The organism is Nostoc foliaceum FACHB-393, from assembly GCF_014698505.1.
GTDB lineage: Bacteria > Cyanobacteriota > Cyanobacteriia > Cyanobacteriales > Nostocaceae > Nostoc > Nostoc foliaceum_A.
The window spans coordinates 85,178-108,127 of record NZ_JACJTD010000003.1 but is presented as its reverse complement, the minus strand read 5'-3'; the positions used below and the strand labels follow the sequence as shown (position 1 = coordinate 108,127).

The window sequence follows — 22,950 nt, the reverse complement described above, 5'->3', positions numbered from 1 at the left end:
GGAAATTTAATGAGTCGGCGGTTATTAGTTACTGGGGGTGCGGGGTTTATTGGGGCGAATTTTGTCCATCACTGGTGTCAGGTTTATCCAGATGACCGGGTGGTGGTGTTGGATGCGCTTACCTACGCGGGAAATCGTCTGAATTTGGCGCTGGTTGAGGGAAGAGAGAATTTCCGGTTTGTACAGGGGGATATTTGCGATCGCACCATCATAGACGAGTTATTATCAACCGAAAATATAGATACCATCGCCCATTTTGCTGCTGAATCTCATGTTGATCGTTCGATTCTTGGGCCAGCGGCTTTTGTCCAAACTAATGTGGTAGGAACTTTCACCCTGCTAGAAGCTTTTCGGCAACATTGGGAGACAAAAGCACAGCCATCTGATTATCGTTTTCTACACGTTTCTACTGATGAAGTCTACGGTAGTTTGGGCCCAGATGATGCAGCTTTTTGTGAAACTACACCTTACGCTCCCAATAGTCCCTATTCAGCCTCAAAAGCCGGTAGTGATCACTTAGTGCGTGCTTATTACCATACTTACAACCTCCCGACAATTATCACAAATTGTTCTAATAATTACGGCCCTTATCAGTTCCCCGAAAAGCTAATTCCTTTGATGTGCATCAACACTTTGATAGGTAAGCCATTACCTGTTTATGGTGATGGTAAAAATGTCCGCGATTGGCTTTATGTAGGCGATCATTGTCGTGCTTTAGATGTGGTAATTAATCATGGTCAACCAGGAGAAACATACAATATTGGTGGTAACAATGAGGTAGAAAATCTCAATCTGGTGCAACTTTTGTGTCAAATGATGGACGAATTAGCGTCTGATTTACCAGTGCGTCCGGCAAAAGAATTGATTACTTTTGTCAAGGATAGACAGGGACATGATCGGAGATATGCAATTAATGCGAACAAGATTAAAACTCAGCTTGGTTGGACACCTTCAGTAACGATTGCTGAGGGTTTACGTTTAACAGTTGAATGGTATCTCAATCATCGTGATTGGTGGGAACCTCTGCTGTCTGCGGAATATCAAGCTTACTATCGCAAAAATTATTTGTAACCCACATTCTGCACCCAATAATGTCACAATCGATAATTACTGTTGTGATTCACTCTGTCGCTGGAGACATGATTTTTTGCGGCGTAAGACAATATCCCAGCGCCTTCATGATGGAATTGACGTTTTCAAGGCGCGGGTTGCCATTGCTGGATAAGGCTTTTTGCAATCTCCGGCGTGTAATGCCTGTTTGCTCGGCTATCTCACTAATTCCGCGTACACGAGCAACAACGCGCAAGGATGCCAATAATGCGCCGGAATGGTTGTCTTCTGAATATTCTTGAAATATCTGGGTCAAATAATCGTCGATTTCTTCCGGGTTGTTACGGAAGTATTCTTCTTCAAATTCATCGAGTGTTCTAAATTTTCTCACGGCTTAGATACTCCTTCCAGTAAGCTTTTGCGTCCTAAATGTCCTCAACCTGTGTGCTTTTGTCGCCTCCACACAGTATGACAACAACATTTTCAGCATCTTCGCCGAAATAGACACGATAACCGGAACCAAAGAAAATTCGCACCAATCTCCTAGGGAACCTCAAAGTTGAAATTCTCAACTGCTTTCAAAAAATTATCTAGCTCCCACAGTTTCTCTAGATAATGACTATCCTTGAATAGTAAGGGAATCAGAGTAAATTGCCAGCAGGTGTAAGATGCTGCAACCAGAACAGATATTACAAGATCGTTATCAAATCCAACGCCAACTAGGCAACAATGGAATTCGTCAAACTTGGCAAGCATTGGATTTACAAGCCTCTAATGGCGAAAATTCGACCGTTGTGGTCAAGCTTTTAGCCTTTGGCGGTACTGTGCAGTGGGATGACTTGAAACTTTTTGAGAGGGAAGCACAAATACTTAAACAGCTAAATCATCCCCGCATCCCTCAATATATTGATTATTTTTGTATCGACGATCGCACACTCTGGTTTGCCTTAATACAAGAATATATCCCTGGTGAATCACTCAAGGATAAACTTGCTGTTGGCAAAAGATTTAGTGAAAAGCGAGCTAGAAAAATTGCTGTTGAGGTTTTAAATATTCTCACGTATCTACATGAGTTGAATCCAGGGGTGTTGCATAGAGATATTAAACCGAGTAATTTAATCTGGGGCGAAGATAACCGGATTTATTTAGTTGATTTTGGGGCAGTTCAAGATAAAGCGGCAAAAGAAGGCGTTACTTTTACGGTTGTGGGTACTTATGGTTATGCCCCAATGGAACAATTCGGTGGTCGAGCGGTTGCGGCTTCAGACCTCTATGCACTGGGTGCAACTTTGATTCATTTGTTAACTGGAACTTCCCCTTCTGATTTACCCCAGCAGGATTTACGACTGCAATTTACAGACCGAGTTAACCTGAGTCCCAGTTTTGTAAGTTGGCTACAAAAGTTGATAGAACCCGCTCCAGAACAACGATTTACTAGTGCCCGCGAAGCGCTGAATGTTCTCAAATCTGGTCTGGCTGTTAAATCTGCAAACAGGAATCAACTTTTACCGCTAAAAGAAATAATTAACAATTCTGGATGCGGAATAAATAATTACAATGAAACAGTTCCAGAAGAAATTCTCGGTTGGAATTGGGGCGCATTTTTGATGCCTTGGCTGTGGATGTGGCCTAATCAAGTGTGGTATGGGCTATTCTGTTTTATACCCCACGGTTGGTGGTTAATGGCGATCGCACTTGGTGCTAAAGGCAATGAATGGGCTTGGAAAAGTAGGCCGTGGCGCAGTATTGAACAATTCAGAGCGCATCAAAGAGGTTGGGCGATCGCTGGTATTCTACTTGGAGCGCCTATTAGTATTATGTTGTGGATTCGCGCGATCGCTGTACTCAAATCTGTATTTTAAGTAGAAGCGCACAGATGTGCGCCCCTACTTTATTTCTAACTACTAATTTGCGATTCAACTACACCGACGGGACAAGAAACATTTGTCCCTCCTAAACCACAATACCCGTTAGGATTTTTAGCCAGGTATTGCTGATGGTAAGCTTCAGCGTAGTAGAATTCCGGCGCATCCAAGATTTCTGTAGTAATCTTGCCATAACCTGCATCGTTGAGAGCTTGCTGATAAGCTTCCCGCGATGCTTCTGCTAGCTGCTTTTGACTTTCGGAATATACATAAATTCCCGAACGATACTGAGTGCCAGCATCATTACCTTGGCGCATCCCTTGGGTAGGATTGTGGCTTTCCCAGAAGACTTTGAGCAGTTCAGAATAACTAATTACTTTGGGATCAAACACAACCAATACCACTTCATTGTGACCAGTTCGCCCACTACATACCTCTTCATAGGTTGGGTTAGGTGTGAACCCAGCAGCGTAACCAACTGCGGTGGTGTAAACTCCTTTAAGTTGCCAAAATTTGCGTTCTGCACCCCAAAAACAGCCCAAGCCAAAGATTGCCTTTTCTAATCCATCGGGATAAGGAGGTTTTAAAGGATTCTTGTTGACATAATGAGCAGCGGGTACTGACATAGATTGTGCCCTTCCTGACAAAGCTTCCTCAGGCGTAGGCATAACTGCCTTTTTGCCAAATCCGAATAGTCCCATTGATTTTGACTCTGATATATATCTTTACCTTATTTACTATTGTAAAGATTCTAGCGATCGCTTGGGGTTTTCTCAGAGTCCTTACTCGACTGTGTTGACCTTATGGCGGTAGTCCATGCTATTCATCAATGTTATGAATACTTTTCAAGGGTAAATTGCCGTCAGAAGATACTCATGGATAAAATACCAAAAATTGATCGTCAAAGGGAGCATCAAGCGAACGAACGTACCTTTCTGGCTTGGCTACGCACTTCTATTTCATTGATTGGCTTTGGTTTTGCTATTGCGCGGTTTGGTATATTTCTGCGCCAGCTTAATATTGCTATTACTCAACAAGAAACTCCGGTAAATCCATTATCCAACTCTGAAAATTTGGGTCTTGCTTTGGTGATTTTTGGAATTTTGGCTGTTGCGTTAGCTGCGTGGCGATACAACCAAGTTTTCTGGCAAATTGAACAAGCAGATTATAAACCAAATAGGTTAATGGTTTGGATAATGACCGGAGTAGTAATTATTTTGGGACTTCTCAGTATTCCTTTGCTCTTAACGCGTGATAAAGTCCCTTTTGGTTCTCCTGTTCCAACTCAACCACAGTCCCGAAATTTGCAAAAATTAATCCCAAAACCCAATGCAAAAAAGGGGACAATCACTACTTTATACAAACAAATATTTTATAAGATCCCCGACTTCTTAAAGAAGTCGCGGATCTGAGCTTTGCGAAAGTAGAAGAGACTCAATTAACAGTAGTCTCAGAAATAACCGTCACACAAGCATTTACTAAGGGTAACAGCGGCCCTAGTTGCTCTTGTCCATTTACGGCTAAATCGCTGTGACACAAATAAACTCTCTCGGATACGCGAGACAGTAAATCTGTCAAAATCCTTCGCAGTCTTTGTTCTTCTGCCAATTTCTCATCTTCTGCTGTCCAAGGTTCACCTAACCTGTCTTGCAGGAAAAACGGCGCACCGAACAAAGTCGCCGCACCACCTTTTGCCCATAGAGGTGAACCAGCATCTAGCCAAAAATGCCAGCGGTGCGATCGCCGACTAGATCGGTATTGAAATATAGTTGCTAGTGTGACGGCCTTTCTCGCTCCACCGATGGGGCGCACAGGGTAAGGGTTGGCGGTAATCGTACCACGTCGCAGTAGTTGAATGAATTCGATAATAGTTGTGTGAGGCGTTGTCTCCACTGGGGCAATTTGTCGTAATCTGGTGTCAATTTCCCAGTAGTGTTGGGCGGTTTCTAATAATTCTCGCAGTGCGGCTAGTTGTTCGTAGGGAAGATTGCTACCATTCCACAAAAAGCGCTGAATTGCCCTGTCTAAGAGGGAAATGGGACTAGGAATTAACCGCAGTTCTTGTTGCGATCGCTGCTTTTCTAACCACTGTAATATGTCATTATAGGCTGTAGTAGCCGCATAGCCGATTCTATCCCAACGCTCGAAGGCTGATACTGGTAGCAAGTTGGGGCGATCGGGATGAGGTACAAAGCAGTAATCTGCAATCAAACCAGCACGTACCGGGTCAATATCAGTAGAGACGCGATTAATCGCGTCTGTATAGTTTTCTGGTGCTTGTTGTTTACTACTCAATACAACCAGCATTTCTGCGACGGCATCCCGGTCTACGAGTCGTCCCAAGCCGGGATAAACTAGTGCCAGCATGGTGAGTAATGCGCGAATGACGGGTGAACTAACTAAGGGACGTTGGTCATTCAGCGATTCTACTTGGATATTTTGCTTAACGAGGATTTCTACTAGAGTATAACGAGCGATCGCATCTAAACCTGGTGCAATAATCGCCACTTGTTCTGGTTGTACTTGCTGTGATTGGATAGCATTAGCAATTACCTCTGCTGTTTGTCGCAATAGTTGAGCGCGGGAGGTGGTTTGAATTGAATGCACAATCTCAGGTAAGCTCAACAGCACCATTGGTTCTGTGACTAATTCCACCATCTGTTTAGCTTGCTCTCCAAGGGATTCTGGAGGTGGCCCGGTCAATATTTCTACTCTACAACGTTCTGCTAACCCTTCTAGATAGTTGGGGTCTGCTCCCAATCCCAATCGCACTGCACCATCGGGATTATAACTAAAGGCCCCGACCGCGCCTTGATCTAATAGCAAGTCAAACAAAAGACGCGCTACGCTAGGATAATCATCGACATCATCCGCCAGTACCGCTTGATAGCGTTTAGTTAGGTGCTGTTGGTAATTGCGATCGCTTAACAAGTGCTGACTATAAAGTTCAGTAATAATGCCATAAGTTAGTAACCCCCTTTCTAAACACCAGTTACGCCAATCTAGCAACAAAGATGCCAAAAATTCCGGCTCTAAAGTTGTAGTATTTTCCCCCAGACCCCTTGCCAAAACCGGGGCAATATCTTCGCAAGGTACACCACTGTAAGCTGCTAATTGCAATAAATCTAGGATGCGACGCACCAAGCGAGACTCATTCACTCCCGCAATCCGTAAAATTTCTTCGTCTAATTGGGGATGCCAGAGTTTGCTTGCTAACTCTTGTTCGGTTTCTGGTCGCAATCTTACCGGAAACTGTGCCTTCAAGTTCAACGAGTTAATTAGCAACGGCCAAAATAAAATAACTTCATCCTGGAAAAAACCTAGCGGCGTCTTGGCACGCACGGGATATTTTCCTAATGTAGATGTAACAATTATATCTCCCAATTCTCGCCGATTATCATCATTGGCAGCTAAGACTAAAACTCCTGGCTCTGTTTGTTTAAGATATAAAAATTCGGGTATATGACTGCCTTTTTTACGTCCTGGTGTTTTAGTATAAAATGATTCAGTATACTGCTTCTCAGGTTGTACCCAACTACAAAATTGCTCTACCAAGCGAGCCGTTTTACCAGTGCGGCTAGTGCCAACAATCCAAACCGAATGAGAAATCACAAACTTTCTCCTTATAGATTTGCTAGTATACTTCGTGCGTTAACTTAAGGTTAAGAATCACCAAATAATGCTGGATGATTGTCTCCAATGAAAAACTCTGTTTTTAGCCAAAAAATCTATTCTTTCTTACTTGATACTTACCGATGGTACTTACAGACTCCTGAACGTTCTTTACATCAAGCTTACGATGCAGCATTAAAGATTAAGGAAATAGAAAATAAGCATTTCAATGGTAATAAAATAGACATTGACTCAGCCATATACAGTAACAGCGTGATGGATTATTTTGAGTCAGACCTAAATAAGCTATTAAAAACTGCCAAAATGCGGCTGACAGAGTTTAGAGCAAGCCGTTGGTTTCTAAATGAAGAGAATCAAAAAGCTGCTCAGAAAGCAGGTATAGAGCATCCCAGTCCTTCTTTGGTTTTGGAAAAGCTAAACTTTATAGATCAAGTTATATCCAAATACACAACAATTCCTGATCAAATAACTTCTAAAGCTTTAGTAGTAAAACCTCAAAATCCGCCAATTAACTCTGCGATATCTGATGAGAAGTCGCTGCTTGTAAATACTCCAACAGTACCACCAAAAATACCAACTCAAGACTCGGATAAAAAACCAAAACTAAAACGTAAAGCTGATACGATGGGCGTTTTACCCCGCTCTATTTTAAGTACTATCAATCGTTTGCAAGTTGAATTAGACCCTAATTCTGAACAAGAGGTAATTCATAGTTTTCGTCAAGCTCAAAGAAGAACAATAATATCTATCAGGTTTATTTTACTATTAATTATCGTACCATTACTAACGCATCAGATAGCAAAAGCTTTCGTAGTAGGGCCGCTTGTTGAGAACTTTAGAGACAATCAGCAAATGCAGATATTCCTCAATTCAGAAATGGAAGAAGAAGCCCTTGTAGAATTACAAAGATTTGAAGAAAAGCTCAAGTTTGAAAATCTCCTTAGAAATGCTCCTCCACTCTTGCCTGAGCGGATGGAAATTGAAATGAAAAAGAGAGCTATTGAACTTGCTGAAGAATTTCGTAACGAAAGTTCTAATGCCATCAAAAATGTTTTTGCAGATATTTTTTCAGTCGCTGCTTTTATATGGCTTTTAGTGGTTAGCAAGACTTCTATTGCTGTGATTAAAGATTTCTTTGATCATATTGTCTATGGACTTAGTGATAGTGCCAAAGCATTTATCATCATTTTGTTTACCGATATATTTGTAGGTTTCCACTCTCCTCATGGTTGGGAAGTTCTCCTAGAAGGAGTATCCCGCCATTGGGGATTACCAGCAAATCGAGATTTTATCTTCTTATTTATTGCTACATTTCCAGTGATTTTAGATACCATTTTCAAATACTGGATATTCCGATATTTGAACCGAATATCACCTTCAGCAGTTGCTACTTATCGTAATATGAATGAATAAGCATTGGGGGCTGGGTAGTAGTAAACATTTTTGTGTTGAGAAATTAAATTATTTTTGTTTTTTGAATTTGCGGGAAATGGGATAATCTCAAAGATTTTAAATTTTGATGAACAAGACACTTGCTAGGTTAGCAAAGTTTAACAAAGTTATCGCTATTAGCTTACCTGTGGTTTTGTCGATTTTGCTAGTGCGGATGCAATCTTTGACGCATCAGGAACTTAGTCCGCCAGAATGTCGCGTAAAAAAGTGGAATATACCAGTTTCCTTGACTGCTGAAAATCAAGATGCATTTACACAAAAGCAAAAAACACCATTGATTCAGAGGCTACCAGTTACTTGTTGTCAGGATGATCCATCTTGTTTAGATGAGGTTTTATATGGAGAAATACCAGACAAAAAGGCGCTGATGAGTGCGATCGCTCGCAGTCTCCAATATCTGCAAACGGCTAATGCTGCGGCTACTTATCAAAACTATCAGGTGGCTGGGATTACGCGCGATCGCGTCATCAAAAGCTTGAAAAGATTTCGCGAACTTTTATTAAAAACTAATTCTGCAACAGAATTACATCAAGCCATCGAGCGGGAATTTGTTCTTTACCAGTCAGTTGGTAACGATACCAAAGGTTCTGTTTTATTCACCGCCTATTATGAACCGCTTTACGCAGCCAGTCGTGTTCCCACAGCAGAATATCGTTATCCTGTTTATCGATTACCTCCTGATTTAAACTCCTGGAGTAAGCCTCATCCTACACGCGAAGAATTAGAAGGAGCAGATGGTTTACAAGGCGCAAAAGGGAAATTACGAGGATTAGAGTTGTTTTGGTTTCGCGATCGCCTCGAACCATATTTAGCTCAAATTCAAGGTTCAGCGCGACTTCAGCTTCGTGATGGGACTCAGACAACAATCGGCTATGCGGGTAATATCGCTTATAACTACAAAAGCATTGGCCGAGAATTAGCGAATGATGGCAAATTACCGCTAGAAGGTGTAACTATGCCAATTATTCTCGACTATTTTCAAAAGCATCCCCAAGAATTAAATATTTATATTCCGCGCGATCGCAGTTTCGTTTTTTTTCAAGAAAACCACGGTGATCCAGCCCAAGGTTCTATCAACGTATCATTAACGGCAGAGCGTTCGATCGCTACAGATAAATCTCTCATGCCTCCTGGTGCTTTGGCGTTGATTCGCACTTCTATTCCCTTTCCTAATCCTACCGGAAAAATGGAGGAGCGCATCGTTAGTCGCTATGTTCTTGACCAAGATGCTGGAGGCGCAATTAAAGGTGCAGGTAGGGTAGATTATTTTTTGGGTACTGGGAAATTAGCAGGCGATCGCGCTGGTGTCACAGTCAGCAATGGACAATTATTTTATCTATTACTCAAGTCCAACAATTAAACACACTCACCTTTTAATACTAAGAATCCCGACTTTTTAGATAAGTCGGGATTCTTAGCCTTTCAGCATAAATGAAGTACAGATTCCAAATCAATGAAACCCTTCAGGTAAGTAATTACGAATTACGCTACTAGGCTTCTATATCCATGTCAGAATCGTCATCGTCATGATCGTAAGGGATATCGTCAAGGTCTATCATTTCTGAAATTTCTTCTACTTCATTTAGATACTCAGATTCTTGATGTTCCCGCTCTATCAGACGACCAGTTGACTTTAACCATTCTAAAAGAATAAATTCATTACTTGTACGAATTACAGGCGCTCGCTGGTTACGAGGTTCTTCACGTAAAGGACTTGTAGGCATAAAAAAAACTCACTTTGAATTATGGATCACTGTGCAAAAATGGTTAAAAGTCTTGTATAACAAGACTTTTTTCAACAGATGAAGTATGAAGCATTGAGTTTTTAATCTCAAGTCCGTCTAGTTACTTACCATTAAAATCTCTTTGTGTCAGTCCTAAATAATAAATATTCAAGCGGACGCAATATTATAAGGCATTTGGTAGCTTGGCGAGAGTTTCATACATATTAGAGGGTAATGCAGACAATCTATTTGCTACAGCGACTGCATCAGCTAAGTTGCTAAATTGACACCGGACAATCTCTTGTCCGTTTCCTGAGGGGAATCGCTTCCTAGCTTTGTTAGATACAGCACAAATAATCGCTAAAGCTTTGGCGAAGCCATCTTTTGTCAATATTGTTTCTTTAGCGAACCCTTCAACTGGGATCAGGCAAACCTCAAACCGATAGCCAGGTCTGGGAGAAACAGCTATGTCGATATAGGGTTTATCTTCTTTCCTGATTCTGCGTAAATATTGGGCTGTCGAATTAGTATCGTGCAAATCAGTCCCAAGGGCATAAGTAAAGAAGCAATCTTCTGTAAGTGACTCAGGACGGGTAATTATATCCGTTGGCATAAGTTCAAGTAGTAACCGTATATTATCTGGGCTTGTGACACACTAAACTTGTCCGTTCCAATAGCACATCTTGGGACAGTTAGATGTATCAGTTTTACACTAAATATTCCAATACAGTTTGGCTAACTAAAAATTTCAATTTTTGCAATGCTGAAGACTCTCATCTCTAAAGGATAGATTGGCAATATAAACTGACATAAAACACCCCCAGAATCAAAGGGTGTAGAGATTTAGATTCGGAGAGGTGTCTATAATAGTCAGTTACATGACCGAAAATATTTCTCAACTATCTAATTATAACATAGTTGACGAGTGAACTTTTTTTAACTATTCTGACCCATAGATATTAGGGATATTAGACCAGCAACAACAGCAAGGTTGTATTGAATTCCTACTTTTAGACAACTAAATACGCTTATTAACTAGTTTTAATTTTTACCAATTCTAGGTAAAAGAAGAGAATAAATACTTAATTTGATAGCATTATGTAGTAGTGTTCATATAACTTAAGATATGTCAGTATGAGATATAACTATCTTGGCGCAAATTTCTGTATTAATTCTGTATGAATAATGCTGCTAACCTTGGTAGGACTTACTTACATGGTCTTCTGAAGGTTAAATATAAAACTCACACTTTAATATGCTCCCAAATATTATCTCCCTTTTTTACTGCATTCCCTAACCTCTAAATGAGGCTAAATCGCTAGCAGGGCAAAACTTGAGGAGGACTGTGGGAGCGAGTTCTGGTTTGAGGCTCACAACCTAGCTTCTCAAATGACGCATACTTGCTTTTAAATAAATATTAATATTTATTTAACTTAATAATAGTTGTATATAATGTAAGACTTTACTGCAAGTTCAGAAATTTGGTTAAAAATAAATGTTAAATCATGTTAAATTGATTTAAGCATTGTAAATTTTTAGACAACCAACACTCAAGTACATCATAGGAAAATTAGCAAATGTCTAGACAAAGTTCTCATGGGAGAAACTTTTTCAAAGCTTTAACTGGTAGCACAGTCAAAGGATCTCATAAGTTAAGACTGGGGCTGAAATCCAGCTTGATGATTCTGGTTGAATCTATACCCTTTTTAATTGCTTGTGCTGTACTTGTAAGCGTTATCAGCCTAAAAAGTCCTATCCTACTTTTTTGTTTACTAGTTGGTAGTTTAATTACAGTCATCACCCAGCAAATTGGGCAGCAGGTGAATTTACCAAGGCGATCGCTAATATTATTACAAATTTTAGCAGCAGCCATCATTCTGAGTTTATATTGGTTAGACTGTTTTGCAGCCCCTGCACAAGCACAGTTTTTTGGGGAAGCTGAAAAGTTTTTCAAAAAAACCTTACAAGATGGCTCGTCAACAAATGCTGGTGGTAGCGACACAGCAGTAAGTTTGATATTTAATGTGTTGCGGGCAATTTACTTACTCTATATTGCAATTTCTTTGGTTGGTGTGATTAACGCAGTGCGTAAAGATGAAGATTGGCAAAGCATTGCCAGAACACCCTTATTGGTGGTTGTTGCTGTTACCATTGCTGATGTACTCACACGCTTTGTAATTGGCGATAGCAGTAAATAATTCAGATATTTCAAATGTCTCAAGAGCGGGAACAAGAATTTCGTCCAGTCAACCAGGTTCTGGGAAGCCAACCCTCACTAGGCCCAATTCCGGCCGATCAAATTCTTCCTTGGACAGTAATTGCCTTAGCCTCCTACTTTATTATCAATGGAATTTTTGGGGGTCTTTTTGAAGAAGAGTTTCAAAAATGGTTGTGGACAGTACTAATGACTGGTTGGGGAATAGGAACTTGGTGGATTTTAACTGGTGGTAGGAGTTGGAGTTTTTTAAGTAAATTTATTGGTGTTCCCGCTTGGACAAGAGGCTTTGCTCGTTATCAAAGCTTACTGGAAGTTAACCATGAAGCAAAAAATCGGAAAACAAAGCGTCGGCGTCGCCGGAAATGAAAGTAGATTAACGCCATTTGAAGATGCCTTACACTTGGCGACAATGCTACGTGTAGCAATGAATGGACGTGATATTGGTGCTTACCTTTTGGCAAAAGGCACTCAAAAAGATCGGTTCTGCTTTGTTTTTGGTTTTGACTGTAAGGGAATTCATACCACTTTAAGACCCGAACAAATCGATACACTCTTTAATAACATTGAAGCCGGATTGAAAGACATCCCTAGCGGTGAAAGAATGACACTGCATTTGGGATCTTTTAGTTCCGACAAAGAGCGCCAAAAAGAATTAGCATCGCTAATCAGGAATGCGCCATCACGAGATATCAAATATTTGTTGATGGCAGAGAGAGCCAGAATCAAAGAACTGACTATTTCTGGTGTTCGGAAGCCAAAATTTTTGCGGATTTATGTCACTTACACCGTTGAATCTAACTCCGCAAATGCAGATGATTGGATAGAGAAGCTTTTAGTCAAAGCTGAATCATGGTGGTTGAAATTTAAAGGTGAACTCTCAGAAGTAGAAAACCAACGCATCGAAACCCTGATTACAAATGCTTACAAACAGGGTTTCCTCCGCTGGGAACAAATTTTATCTAACCAAATGGGATTGGATGTAAAGCCTTTGACAGCTGATGAACTCTGGGAGGACATCTGGAAAAGGTTTAATGATACACAGCCAATAGAGATTCCCCAGTTAATGACTTTGGATGAACAAGGACTGCACGAGCAAGTTAATTCAGATTTAGCTAGTAGTAAATTGCTGATAGACAATATCCACGGCACAACTTTGCTGATGGAGTCTAGCGTACCTTGTGCCGATCGCCGCTGGGTTAATGTTAACAATCGTTATATTGGCGCACTCTCATTTCTCGAAAAACCCGGAGGTTGGCCAAATAAATCTGCTCAACTGCGCTATTTATGGGAACTGTTGGCTAGAGAAACAGTAGTAGATACAGAAATTTTTTGTGAGTTGACTGCGGCAAATCCAGCACTGGTGAAAACTACTTTGCAACGAGTGCTGAAACAGTCAAACATGACAACAATCATGGCTCAAGAAAAAAGCAAAACTATTGATGTCAACGCTCAATTAAAGTTGAAGAAATCGGTAGCAGCACAAGAACAATTATTTGAAGGTGCAGTACCGATTTATACGAGTATCGCTATTTTGGTACATCGTCCAACTGTCGATAAATTAGATGAGGCAACAAGATATATTGAAAACTGTTTTCAACGTCCAGCAAGGGTAATTAGGGAAACTGAGTATGCGTGGAAAATCTGGCTACAAACTCTACCGATAGTTTGGGAAGGTTTGTTAGCAACACCCTTTAATCGTCGCCAGCTATATTTAACAAGTGAAGTTCCCGGATTGATGCCTTTAGTCTTAACTAAACGGGGTGATAAACAAGGCTTTGAGTTGATTGCTGAAGAAGGTGGAACACCCATACATTTAGATTTGTTTAATCAACACAAAAATTTAGCTTTGTTTGCCACAACTCGTGCTGGTAAATCGGTGTTGGTATCAGGGATTTTGACTCAGGCGTTGGCGCATGGTATTCCTGTAGTGGCGTTAGATTTCCCTAAACCTGATGGTACATCTACATTCACAGACTATACAGAGTTTATGGAGGGGAATGGAGCTTATTTCGATATCTCCAAACAATCGAATAACTTATTTGAACAGCCAGATTTACGATCGCTAGATCCAGAACAACAGCGCGATCGCTTTAACGACTATACCGCCTTCCTAGAATCAGCATTGATGACAATGGTTTTAGGATCATCGACTGAAAGTCAAATTTTATCGCAAACCGTGCGATCGCTGCTCAACTTAGCATTAGAAGCCTTCTTTGCTGATGAGGGCATAAAAGAGCGATATCGACAGGCGATGGCGGGAGGATTTGGTACTCAGGCTTGGCAAAAAACCCCTACTTTAAAAGATTTTCTCTATTTTTGTTCCCCAGAACACTTGCAGCTAAGTACTTTAACTGGCAGAGTAGAAGACGCTCTCAGTCAAATTCAACTCCGGTTGCGGTTTTGGCTTTCTAGCCGTGTGGGACAAGCTATTTCTGCACCATCTAGCTTTCCTACCGATGCACAACTTTTAGTTTTTGCTCTCAGAAACCTATCAGATAGTGAAGATGCAGCCGTACTATCTTTGAGTGCCTATTCAGCAGCACTACGACGCGCATTAAGTAGTCCAGCTTCTATATTCTTCATTGACGAAGCACCAATTCTATTTGAATTCGAGCAAATTTCCGACTTAGTTGGGAGAATTTGTGCGAACGGTGCTAAAGCCGGCATCAGAGTCATTTTATCAGGGCAAGATCCTGATACTATTGCCAAATCTAAAGCTGCATCTAAAATTTTGCAAAACCTGACAACACGGTTGATTGGACGCATTCAGCCAGTTGCAGTGGATAGTTTTGCAGATATCTTAAAGTATCCCCGCAACATTATTGCTCGTAATGCCTCAGAAAGCTTTTTTCCCCGGAAAGAAAGTGTTTATAGCCAATGGCTATTAGATGATAACGGTATTTATACATTCTGCCGTTACTACCCAGGTTACGAACAATTGGCAGCAGTTGCTAATAACCCTTATGAACAAACTGCACGCAGCAAAATGATGGAACTTCACAGCGATAAATATGAAGCAATTTCTGCATTTGCACGTCAGTTAGTGGCTACACTACGTAGTAGTTAATCGTGTATTGTAAGCAGTTAACAATGGGTAAAAAAGTTATAAATCATAGTTAAAAAGCTAAATTTACGACTCAATAACTTAATTTAGTCTACCTTTTTCAGGCATAGATGTATGAGAAAAACAACCATTTTTACTTTTACGCTGCTATCCCTGGCAATCCTACCAGCAATGGCACAAGTTCAGACGGGATTAGGCCAGGTTTGGACTGATTTTCAATCATATTCCACAGATTTACAAAACTACCTTCAATATAATCTGAGCGACAACTTAAAGCCTGTAGAAGTACAGAGTCAAAATGCTCTGAGTAATTCCAGGGGAGAATTAAATATACCTAACCCTGTTGATGCTGGACAAAAGGTTCGTGATAATTTGATTCTCTATTCTAAATCAGACCGCTTTGAAAACAATTCCGCTGTGCATGGAAATTTAGTTAGTAATGAACTCAATCGTGTAATCACCCGTGGAGCAGCCGAAGGCGTACTCGGTGAGAATGGACAAGTTCGGACAAAAGTAAAACTAGAAAATATTCAACAAGCTCTTGAGAGTGTTACAGATGTAAATCAGGACAATGAATTAATGAACGAAATTGAGAAATTTAGGCAAAGTGTTCTAGGTGGTGTTAAGGATAAAAATGGTATTGTTGACACTGTAGCAACAGTCCTTTCTCAGGGTTTAGCACCATTGTTAATTACGAACCAAGAATCACTTAAAATCCAAAAAGAGCAGATAAAAATTGTCGGAGAATCATACGCAAAATCTACGCAATTAGAGCAGTCTTTGCAATATTCTAACTTAAACTTGGCAAACATTTCTCAACAGGCAGAAGAGGCGAATCGCGCTCGGAGAGTAGAAACATCTACAGAAGCTGCGGGACTTTTACGCGCTACTTCTCAACTAGATTTGTTTGGCAGAAAAGTTGATAAATAAGATTTCATGATTAGCCAGAGGCTTGGAACGAGAGAAAGCTTTTTTGCTTACTGACTTTCACCTGAAGTTGAACAATTTTGTCTCTTTGTGAAAGCAAAAAAATCTAAAAAATATTCAAAAACGCAAAATGCAACTTGCTATTCGACTAATTTTTGCCCAAGTAGGCATTCAAGTAGGCATTGATGAGATTCTCGATAATGGTACTGCAACTTCCCAAAGTATTGCTGAAGGTTGGGACAAACAATGGCTGGATTTATTACAAAACAACACTAGTGATAACTTGTATGGAGCACTGACAAATCTGGGTATTTTTTTTGCGGTAGGTACCCTGTTATTTTTTATGGTACAATTCCTCAAAGACTTAATATCCTACGAATATACCCGTCCCATATCAGCTTTAATTTGGCCTTTCCTAGTGGTAATCCTGTTAAGTAATTCAGGTAATGGAAGTATACTTTCTAATCTGACATTGGGAATGCGGAATTTTTTAAACAGTGTGAATCAGCAAGTAGTGGTATCAGCAGATGCAGATAAAATGTACCAGCAAGCACTGAATATGAGTGTTGCTGAAGAAGTAGCTGGTTCTTTACTGCGTCCTTGTCAATCACTTACTGGTGAACAACAAAATCAATGTTTTGCCAAAGCTGCCGAAAAAGTTAACACTCTCTGGCAGAAATATAGAGATACATACGGAAATAAAAGCTGGATAATTAGACTACAAACGAAGGTAGATAGTATCAGATATGGCACTGGCGTTGTATCAGAAACCTCATTTAATTCTTTGTTAGGTTCTACAGTCCAAACGAGCATCAAAAACTTCTTAGTTTCCTTACAATATGCCTTCCAGAATTTGATAGAAGCTACTATGTTGCTGATAGCAGCTTTAGGGCCAATAGCTGTAGGTGGATCTTTACTACCTGTAGCTGGTAAACCAATTTTTGCATGGCTGACCGGATTTTTATCTATTGGAATCGCCAAGATTTCATTTAATATTATTGCTGTACTGACTGCCGCAGTTATTGTAAATGGGCCAGGTCAAGATGCTAATGTTGATCCAGACTTAATGTGGTTCATAATTTTTCTGGGAATTTTAGCACCGATTTTATCCTTACTTGTGGCTGCTGCTGGCGGTTTTGCGGTCTTCAGTGCTATCAGCAATACGGCTTCTTTAGTAAAGGAAAGGATATAAGTAATTCAAAATTCCCTAAAAAGAATCTAGTATTGGCTAGTTTCCTGACTGCTGAGTATATGCAAATCATCATATATAATAGCTGAAATTTTTTGCAGGAGGAGATGAGTAAATGGTGCGTTTACTAGAAAAAAGACAAAGAACAGGAAGTGTTTTGACAATTTTTGCGATCGCTACCTTTAGTTTACATATCTTAGTTTTACTTTTATTCATATTCCAAGGGATAAATATTCGCCAACTCAGTCTGAGAAAACCTCCCAACTTTGTGCAATTAATAGATGGGAAACCAGTAGCTGATATTGATGATTTAGAAAGAGAACCAGAAGCAATTCGCCGATTCATCAGCAAAACGATGATATCAATGTTTAGTTGGTCTGGAACCTTGCCAGCACAAACTATTGAAGAAGTTGCAAACCCCAAATCAGATTTAGGAATTCTTATTAGAACACCTCAAGGTAATAGCCAAAAAATTAGTACCAGCAGTTGGATAGCTAGTTTTGCCTTATCAGAAGACTTTCGCAAAGGTTTCTTAAGCACAGTTGCAGAAATGACACCGCCAGAAGTTTTCTCTGAAAATGCCAACCAAGTTATGACATCACAATTAGTTATTAAGCGAGTTTATCCACCAAAACAAATTGCCCCAGGTAAGTGGCGAGTGGGTATGGTAGCTGACTTAATTCAAAAAAACCGAGTTGGTGGTGCAGAACTCATAACTCCTTTTAATAAAGATTTACTTGTTCGCGCAACAGATTATTTTGCTAATTCACAAGCAGGCAATGGTACTACCCTGCAAAAAGCAATTTATAGTATCCGTGCTGACAAATTAGAAATTTATGAAATTCGTAATCTATGTTTGCTAGATGACTACAACAATCTGAACGAAGATAAATTAAAAGAATGCGGAAGTAGAACATCTGATAACTTCATAAGATAAACGATTTCTAATTCATTTGATGATAGTTCAATCTATATAATTAATAAAATATTAATGCAGTTACTTAAACCAGAAAATAAGAAAAATAACCCCTTACCACTGTTGGCAGTAGGAACATTTGGTTTAAATGTGTTTACCTTACTGTTATTGATATTTCACGGGTCTATGCTACAACAGTTAGGTCGGCAACTCACACCTCAAAGTTTAGTACAACTTGTTGATGGTCGTGTTATAACCGTAGACCCCCAGCAAAATTTAGAGCGACAACCAGAGACTATTCGGCGCTTTGTTGGTGAAAGTATGAGCTTAATGCTTACATGGTCACCGCAGCAACCGCCAACAACAGTCTGGGAAATTAGTTCCCAACTGGTAGCTGAGGATTTTCAGCCAAAACTTAAGTCACAACTGATTAACTTAAATCCAGATAGTCAATTTGAAAATGTTAATAGAGGAACTGAAAATATATTAGTCATACAAAAAGTTTCACAACCTACAAAAGTAGGCGATGGAAAGTGGAAAGTGGAGATGCTTGCCAATCAATTAGTTTTTAGCGGTTATGATAAGTTGGGAAAATCAATTTCGTTTAATAAACAAATTTTAGTTAGAACAATAGATGAACCAGCAACTTCACTACCAAATGCAGCACTTCCATCGCACTTCGCAGCTTACCGCCTTGGTGAAGCCAGGTTAGAAATTTATAATGTCTGTGAAATCCAAGATAAAAATTGTTCTGGAAATCCAAACCAAGGTCTACCATGACTCGATATTCAATTCCCACAGAAACTCCTCCACAAAATCTATTGACTCTAACTACCGACGATCGCCAACAAGATGTAGAATCTTTTGATTGGGAATCGCGGATGGCAAGGTTGGTCGGCTTTGAAGAAGAATCTTCTTCTACCGATACCCAAGCATCAGAAGACTCTGCAACACCGCAAGAGTCGCTATCTCTTCCACAAGAAGTTCAGACTAAGCAACCCCTATCATCTAACCCCTTTGCAAAATTAGGCTTGGTAGGGGCTGCTACCTTAGCCATAGTTTTGGTTGGTGGTGTGTTTTTGTCCCAGTTGATGAACACCAGCAGTCAAAAGCCAAAAAATATTGTTTCTGAACAAGTGCGATCGCAGCCAATTAATCAATCTAGCTCTCAACAGCTAGAAAGTGAAATAGATGCTCTGAAAACGAAGTTAGCCCTAACTGAACAAGCAGAGTTGGTGAAAGCCGCCCAACAAAAGCTCAGAATTGCAAAATCAACACCGACAGTAGCCGTACAACCAGAACCGTCAGTTTCTTCTAGAGGTAGACAGAGAGTGATACCAACACCCCCACCAACAGCTTACGTGCCTCGAACAGTTACAGTTGAGCGCATCGTTAAAGTTCCTGCTTCTCAACCTTTGCCAATAGCCCAGCTACCAGTTGTGAAGCCAGACACTCAACCCGTAGTCAGTACAACTCCGCCACCTCCACCAAGTCCACTTGAAGAGTGGGCAAGGTTAGCAAAGCTAGGTAGCTACGGTCAAGTAAATGTCGATGGTAAAGCTAATACCGTTGCAGGTAGTTATCCACCTCCAAGCGATACCCAGGTACAACAACAAGCACCAAACCCCAATCCTGAACAAACACCAAACCCCAATCCTGAACAAACCCCGCAACCTGAAACTCCTGCCCCTGCGGTCAATCAAGTGCAACAGCAGGGAGAGAAATCCGTAGCAGTAGGAACTAGTGCCAAAGCTGTGTTGGCAACAGCGATATTTGGAGAAACTTCTAGAGGAAAGAATGGCGAAGGAGACGAAGAGAAAAACATATTTGTTATCCGGTTGAAAGAACCGCTAAAATCTACGGATGGTGAGATCGCTGTACCTGCGAACACCGAATTTCTCACTGAAATTCGTTCACTTTCCGAACAAGGTCTTTTGCAGATGAGCGTAGTTAAAGTTATCTCGCAAAATGATGGCAACCTTACAGAACGAAGCTTACCCAACAATACAATTCTTGTTCGTGCTTCCCAAGGTAAACCTTTAATAGCAAATAGATTTCCTAGTCAAAGTTCCTCCATAGCATCAATGGATGCAGGACTATTTGTTTTGGGAGGTATTAGTAAAGCCGCAGAGTTAATAAATCGTAGTGATACTGAACTCCAACCACTTACTTCACAAACTACCGTTGACGGCAATACCAGTAGCAGCACAACTCTTACTACTGTCACCAAGAACAGACGCAACCTTGCAGCCGGGATTGTAGAAGGTGGTTTGAACTCTGTAGTACCCCAAATTGCCCAACGTAATCAACAGGCGATCGCCCAAATGTCACAACAAACTAATGTTTGGTTTTTGCCAGCAGGCACAAATATTGAAATATACGTTAATCAAGCAATGCAATTTTAGGAGGTAGTATTTACACCAATTTTGGATTTTTAATTTAGTAATGGTAATTGGTAACTAGTTTTCTCGCCATTTTTTGCATCTCCCCTTGTTTTCTCTACCAATCTCCCCATTTGCAACCATGAAAAAGAATACTAACTTGTCAGGAAATACCCCAGATAATTATTATTTCCTACCGATAGCTTCCTTTGTTTTCTCGGTTGCTATGTTGTTTTTGGCAGGTCGCGCTGTAGCTAATAACGCCGTTCTGCGTTCCATGTTTTCCTGCCAAGCGCAAGGCTTAGGGGGGCTAATACCTACGATCAATGTTTCCTATCAGCAAGGAACAAACTTAAGCTTTATTCAGGCTGGAGAAGTAATTAAAAAAGTTTGGTTAAACGATCCATCACAAGTAACTATGGATTTTGATGGACCAGTATGTATGCAGTTTGGCCCAAAACCTAATACTAGTACAGGAGATTGCAAAAACTCAGCAGCCAATGTAATTCAACTCAGACGAATTCAAAAACTGAATATTCCTGGACTTCCTAACACTAGTAATACACTTTTAACAGTTGTTACCGAAGGGCAAGGTAAAAACAAGTTGTATACTTTTCGAGTGATATATGGAACAGATAACCCCGGATATCACACTTTAGCAATTTTTCCCGATCCTTCTGGACAAGAAGCGTCTTGTGTAATACGTTCAAAATAAACTTCTATAGCAATCCGAATTGAAACTTGAGAAAATACGGAGAGAAAAATTACGTATTTATTAAGCATTACAGCGATTTTGTCTCTCACGAATGATTTAGGATTGCTATAGTAAAAGTACTCAATAGTAAAAACGACTGAAGTTGATTCCACAAAAAGCGCTGATTGACGTATGTCTGCATTGTGGCTTTTCAAAAGCCTTGTTCTAATTCCCTCCTTGTGAAGGAGAGTTGGAGAGGATGATAATGTCTGACAGCAATTTTCTTTCTTTATAGACCACAGGCAAGGAATGGGGAGTGTTGTATTTCAATCAATTGAAAAACCGCCATAACTTAACTGTATTGGCTTACTCAGGCATTTTTAGCTTACATCTTTATAAATCTTCAGATAAAAACTAACCACAAATTCAAAATCTGTGTAAATATAAAGAAAAGCTTAAGAGGTTACAGGCTCATGGTCACTGCTAAAATGATGCAACAGCTTTGGGCTGTAATCGAGTCTACCCAAGTCAACACCCTGCTCCAATTTGACGATGCTGCTTTAGTACAATTGCTCCTCCAGCAGTTAAAAGCGAAGCAGGGGATTGATGCCCAGGCAGATAGCACGCTTAATACTTATATAAAATCTAAACTACCCCTCATTCGTGATACGGCCGAAGGTAGGTTATCCTTCGGGCAAGGCGGCAATCATTAGCACGATAAATAAAATGATTGCTCATTGCCAAGTATACGCTCAGAGTTCAAACAGTTGAATATTATGAATAACTGGCTAGTAATTGCCCTAGTAGCTTATCTAATTGGAGCAGCGATTGAAGGGGTGAGTACAGCCAGTCAGCTATCTCATTCAGTGCCAGAATTAGCTAAAAGCACAGAAGCTCATCCTTCAGAGTCTGCTAGCGAGACTAGTTCGACTTGGCGAGTTGTGGCCGCCATCGCCTCAGTAAGTATTTGTGGAGCTTTTTTATGGCCTTGCCGCCTTTTCCACCGTTTAATGAAAGGCAAAGATTAGTTCGTAAGCTTAACCCCCGCTGAAGCAGAGGGGCAAAAAAATATCTATTTGCAGTTAGTCAACTATGCCGTTTGTTCTGGTTCCGTCGCTACATTTTGCCCAATTTTTGGCTCAGTACCAGCAAACAGCCGTTCAATATTAGTGCGATGACGCAAAATCACATATAGTCCACCAGCAATACCAAACAGAATATAGGGTAACGGTTGATGTAAAAGTACCATGAAAATGGGAACAGCGATCGCACCTGCAATTGAACTCAAAGAGACAATCCGCGATATTGCCACGACTACGGCAAACACACCGACTGTTGCTAAACCTACCTGCCAACTCATGGCCAACAAAATCCCTAAGCTGATAGCAACAGATTTCCCACCGGTAAAGCCCAAAAAGATCGATTTACTGTGTCCCAGAATGGCGGCTAACCCAGATATTGTTACTACCCACGGTTGCCAAAGTTGTGCATCTACCCTTGGTGGGATATAATTTTGAATTGGGTCAAAATTGAATAACCAGTAAACTAGAGCGATCGCTAATACTCCCTTTAAAGAATCAAGTACTAAAACGAATGCTCCTGGCCCTTTCCCCAAGGTTCTTAGTACATTAGTTGCTCCAGTGGAACCTGAACCAACTTCCCGAATATCAATACCTTTTAACTGCTTTACAGCGATGTACCCAGTGGGAAAAGAACCCAGCAGGTAAGCTATAACCACAATTACGCCGCACAGAGTTAACCAAATAGCCATAATACAATTCAAAATTCAAAATTTAAAAAAGTCAAGAGTAATACCTCTTGACCAATGACCAATGAC

At 40.4% G+C, this 22,950-nt stretch carries 21 protein-coding genes and 1 pseudogene; 16 read left to right on the top strand and 6 right to left on the bottom strand.

What is annotated here, in order from left to right; all coding sequences use genetic code 11:
- Positions 1 to 9: 9 nt before the first annotated feature.
- Positions 10 to 1,071, top strand: coding sequence for a dTDP-glucose 4,6-dehydratase (rfbB, locus tag H6G92_RS03830; protein WP_190890948.1), 1,062 nt, complete (start codon positions 10 to 12; stop codon positions 1,069 to 1,071).
- 49 nt (positions 1,072 to 1,120) lie between these two features.
- Here the strand turns inward: rfbB and H6G92_RS03825 are convergent, their stop codons facing one another.
- Positions 1,121 to 1,441 (bottom strand): addiction module antidote protein, encoded by a 321-nt coding sequence (locus H6G92_RS03825; RefSeq protein WP_190890945.1) that lies wholly within the window; start codon positions 1,439 to 1,441, stop codon positions 1,121 to 1,123.
- Positions 1,442 to 1,718: 277 nt separating this feature from the next.
- Here H6G92_RS03825 and H6G92_RS03820 point away from each other — a divergent pair, with 277 nt between their 5' ends.
- Positions 1,719 to 2,912 (top strand): serine/threonine protein kinase, encoded by a 1,194-nt coding sequence (locus tag H6G92_RS03820; protein ID WP_190890942.1) that lies wholly within the window; start codon positions 1,719 to 1,721, stop codon positions 2,910 to 2,912.
- 35 nt (positions 2,913 to 2,947) lie between these two features.
- Here the strand turns inward: H6G92_RS03820 and msrA are convergent, their stop codons facing one another.
- On the bottom strand, positions 2,948 to 3,616 hold the full coding sequence (gene msrA / locus H6G92_RS03815) for a peptide-methionine (S)-S-oxide reductase MsrA (protein WP_190890939.1): 669 nt from the start codon (positions 3,614 to 3,616) through the stop codon (positions 2,948 to 2,950).
- Positions 3,617 to 3,790: 174 nt separating this feature from the next.
- On the opposite strand from msrA, the pseudogene H6G92_RS03810 reads away from it, so the two are divergent.
- Positions 3,791 to 4,225: pseudogene (locus H6G92_RS03810) on the top strand (YidH family protein); the annotation flags it as partial.
- Positions 4,226 to 4,349: 124 nt separating this feature from the next.
- Here the strand turns inward: H6G92_RS03810 and H6G92_RS03805 are convergent.
- Positions 4,350 to 6,527 (bottom strand): recombinase family protein, encoded by a 2,178-nt coding sequence (locus H6G92_RS03805; RefSeq protein WP_190890934.1) that lies wholly within the window; start codon positions 6,525 to 6,527, stop codon positions 4,350 to 4,352.
- Between the two features lie 87 nt (positions 6,528 to 6,614).
- Here H6G92_RS03805 and H6G92_RS03800 point away from each other — a divergent pair, with 87 nt between their 5' ends.
- Positions 6,615 to 7,961 carry a proton extrusion protein PcxA gene (locus H6G92_RS03800; protein WP_390625401.1) on the top strand — a complete coding sequence of 449 codons (1,347 nt, stop codon included), beginning with the start codon at positions 6,615 to 6,617 and terminating at the stop codon, positions 7,959 to 7,961.
- 106 nt (positions 7,962 to 8,067) lie between these two features.
- Positions 8,068 to 9,360 (top strand): murein transglycosylase A, encoded by a 1,293-nt coding sequence (gene mltA / locus H6G92_RS03795; protein WP_190890929.1) that lies wholly within the window; start codon positions 8,068 to 8,070, stop codon positions 9,358 to 9,360.
- Positions 9,361 to 9,490: 130 nt separating this feature from the next.
- Here the strand turns inward: mltA and H6G92_RS03790 are convergent, their stop codons facing one another.
- Together H6G92_RS03790 and H6G92_RS03785 are read right to left on the bottom strand one after the other, a co-directional pair.
- A complete protein-coding gene (locus tag H6G92_RS03790) occupies positions 9,491 to 9,724 on the bottom strand; it encodes a DUF3134 domain-containing protein (RefSeq protein WP_190890926.1) in 234 nt (77 codons plus the stop codon).
- Between the two features lie 184 nt (positions 9,725 to 9,908).
- Positions 9,909 to 10,337, bottom strand: coding sequence for a hypothetical protein (locus tag H6G92_RS03785; RefSeq protein ID WP_190890924.1), 429 nt, complete (start codon positions 10,335 to 10,337; stop codon positions 9,909 to 9,911).
- 964 nt (positions 10,338 to 11,301) lie between these two features.
- Here H6G92_RS03785 and H6G92_RS03780 point away from each other — a divergent pair.
- From H6G92_RS03780 to H6G92_RS03730, 11 genes are all read left to right on the top strand, one after another.
- Positions 11,302 to 11,922: a hypothetical protein gene (locus tag H6G92_RS03780; RefSeq protein WP_190890921.1), complete on the top strand. Its 621-nt coding sequence runs from the start codon at positions 11,302 to 11,304 to the stop codon at positions 11,920 to 11,922.
- Positions 11,923 to 11,936: 14 nt separating this feature from the next.
- Positions 11,937 to 12,308, top strand: a complete 372-nt coding sequence (locus tag H6G92_RS03775; RefSeq protein ID WP_190890919.1) for a hypothetical protein — start codon at positions 11,937 to 11,939, stop codon at positions 12,306 to 12,308.
- Positions 12,262 to 15,009 carry a hypothetical protein gene (locus tag H6G92_RS03770; RefSeq protein ID WP_190890917.1) on the top strand — a complete coding sequence of 916 codons (2,748 nt, stop codon included), beginning with the start codon at positions 12,262 to 12,264 and terminating at the stop codon, positions 15,007 to 15,009. Before H6G92_RS03775 ends, H6G92_RS03770 begins: the two co-directional genes overlap by 47 nt.
- Positions 15,010 to 15,120: 111 nt before the next feature.
- The gene (locus H6G92_RS03765) at positions 15,121 to 15,936 is read left to right on the top strand and encodes a hypothetical protein (RefSeq protein ID WP_190890915.1); all 816 of its coding nucleotides are present in this window, start codon (positions 15,121 to 15,123) and stop codon (positions 15,934 to 15,936) included.
- 127 nt (positions 15,937 to 16,063) lie between these two features.
- Positions 16,064 to 17,125 carry a hypothetical protein gene (locus H6G92_RS03760; protein WP_190890913.1) on the top strand — a complete coding sequence of 354 codons (1,062 nt, stop codon included), beginning with the start codon at positions 16,064 to 16,066 and terminating at the stop codon, positions 17,123 to 17,125.
- Positions 17,126 to 17,237: 112 nt separating this feature from the next.
- The gene (locus tag H6G92_RS03755; RefSeq protein ID WP_190890911.1) at positions 17,238 to 18,059 is read left to right on the top strand and encodes a hypothetical protein; all 822 of its coding nucleotides are present in this window, start codon (positions 17,238 to 17,240) and stop codon (positions 18,057 to 18,059) included.
- Positions 18,060 to 18,113: 54 nt separating this feature from the next.
- Positions 18,114 to 18,818 carry a hypothetical protein gene (locus tag H6G92_RS03750; RefSeq protein WP_190890909.1) on the top strand — a complete coding sequence of 235 codons (705 nt, stop codon included), beginning with the start codon at positions 18,114 to 18,116 and terminating at the stop codon, positions 18,816 to 18,818.
- Positions 18,815 to 20,443 carry a TrbI/VirB10 family protein gene (locus H6G92_RS03745; protein WP_190890907.1) on the top strand — a complete coding sequence of 543 codons (1,629 nt, stop codon included), beginning with the start codon at positions 18,815 to 18,817 and terminating at the stop codon, positions 20,441 to 20,443. The genes H6G92_RS03750 and H6G92_RS03745 overlap by 4 nt, the downstream gene beginning before the upstream one ends.
- Positions 20,444 to 20,561: 118 nt before the next feature.
- Positions 20,562 to 21,134 carry a hypothetical protein gene (locus H6G92_RS03740; protein WP_190890905.1) on the top strand — a complete coding sequence of 191 codons (573 nt, stop codon included), beginning with the start codon at positions 20,562 to 20,564 and terminating at the stop codon, positions 21,132 to 21,134.
- Between the two features lie 452 nt (positions 21,135 to 21,586).
- On the top strand, positions 21,587 to 21,826 hold the full coding sequence (locus H6G92_RS03735; protein ID WP_190890903.1) for a hypothetical protein: 240 nt from the start codon (positions 21,587 to 21,589) through the stop codon (positions 21,824 to 21,826).
- Between the two features lie 63 nt (positions 21,827 to 21,889).
- Positions 21,890 to 22,141, top strand: coding sequence for a hypothetical protein (locus H6G92_RS03730; protein ID WP_190890901.1), 252 nt, complete (start codon positions 21,890 to 21,892; stop codon positions 22,139 to 22,141).
- Positions 22,142 to 22,203: 62 nt separating this feature from the next.
- Here the strand turns inward: H6G92_RS03730 and plsY are convergent, their stop codons facing one another.
- Positions 22,204 to 22,884: a glycerol-3-phosphate 1-O-acyltransferase PlsY gene (gene plsY, locus H6G92_RS03725; protein ID WP_190890899.1), complete on the bottom strand. Its 681-nt coding sequence runs from the start codon at positions 22,882 to 22,884 to the stop codon at positions 22,204 to 22,206.
- Positions 22,885 to 22,950 lie beyond the last annotated feature (66 nt).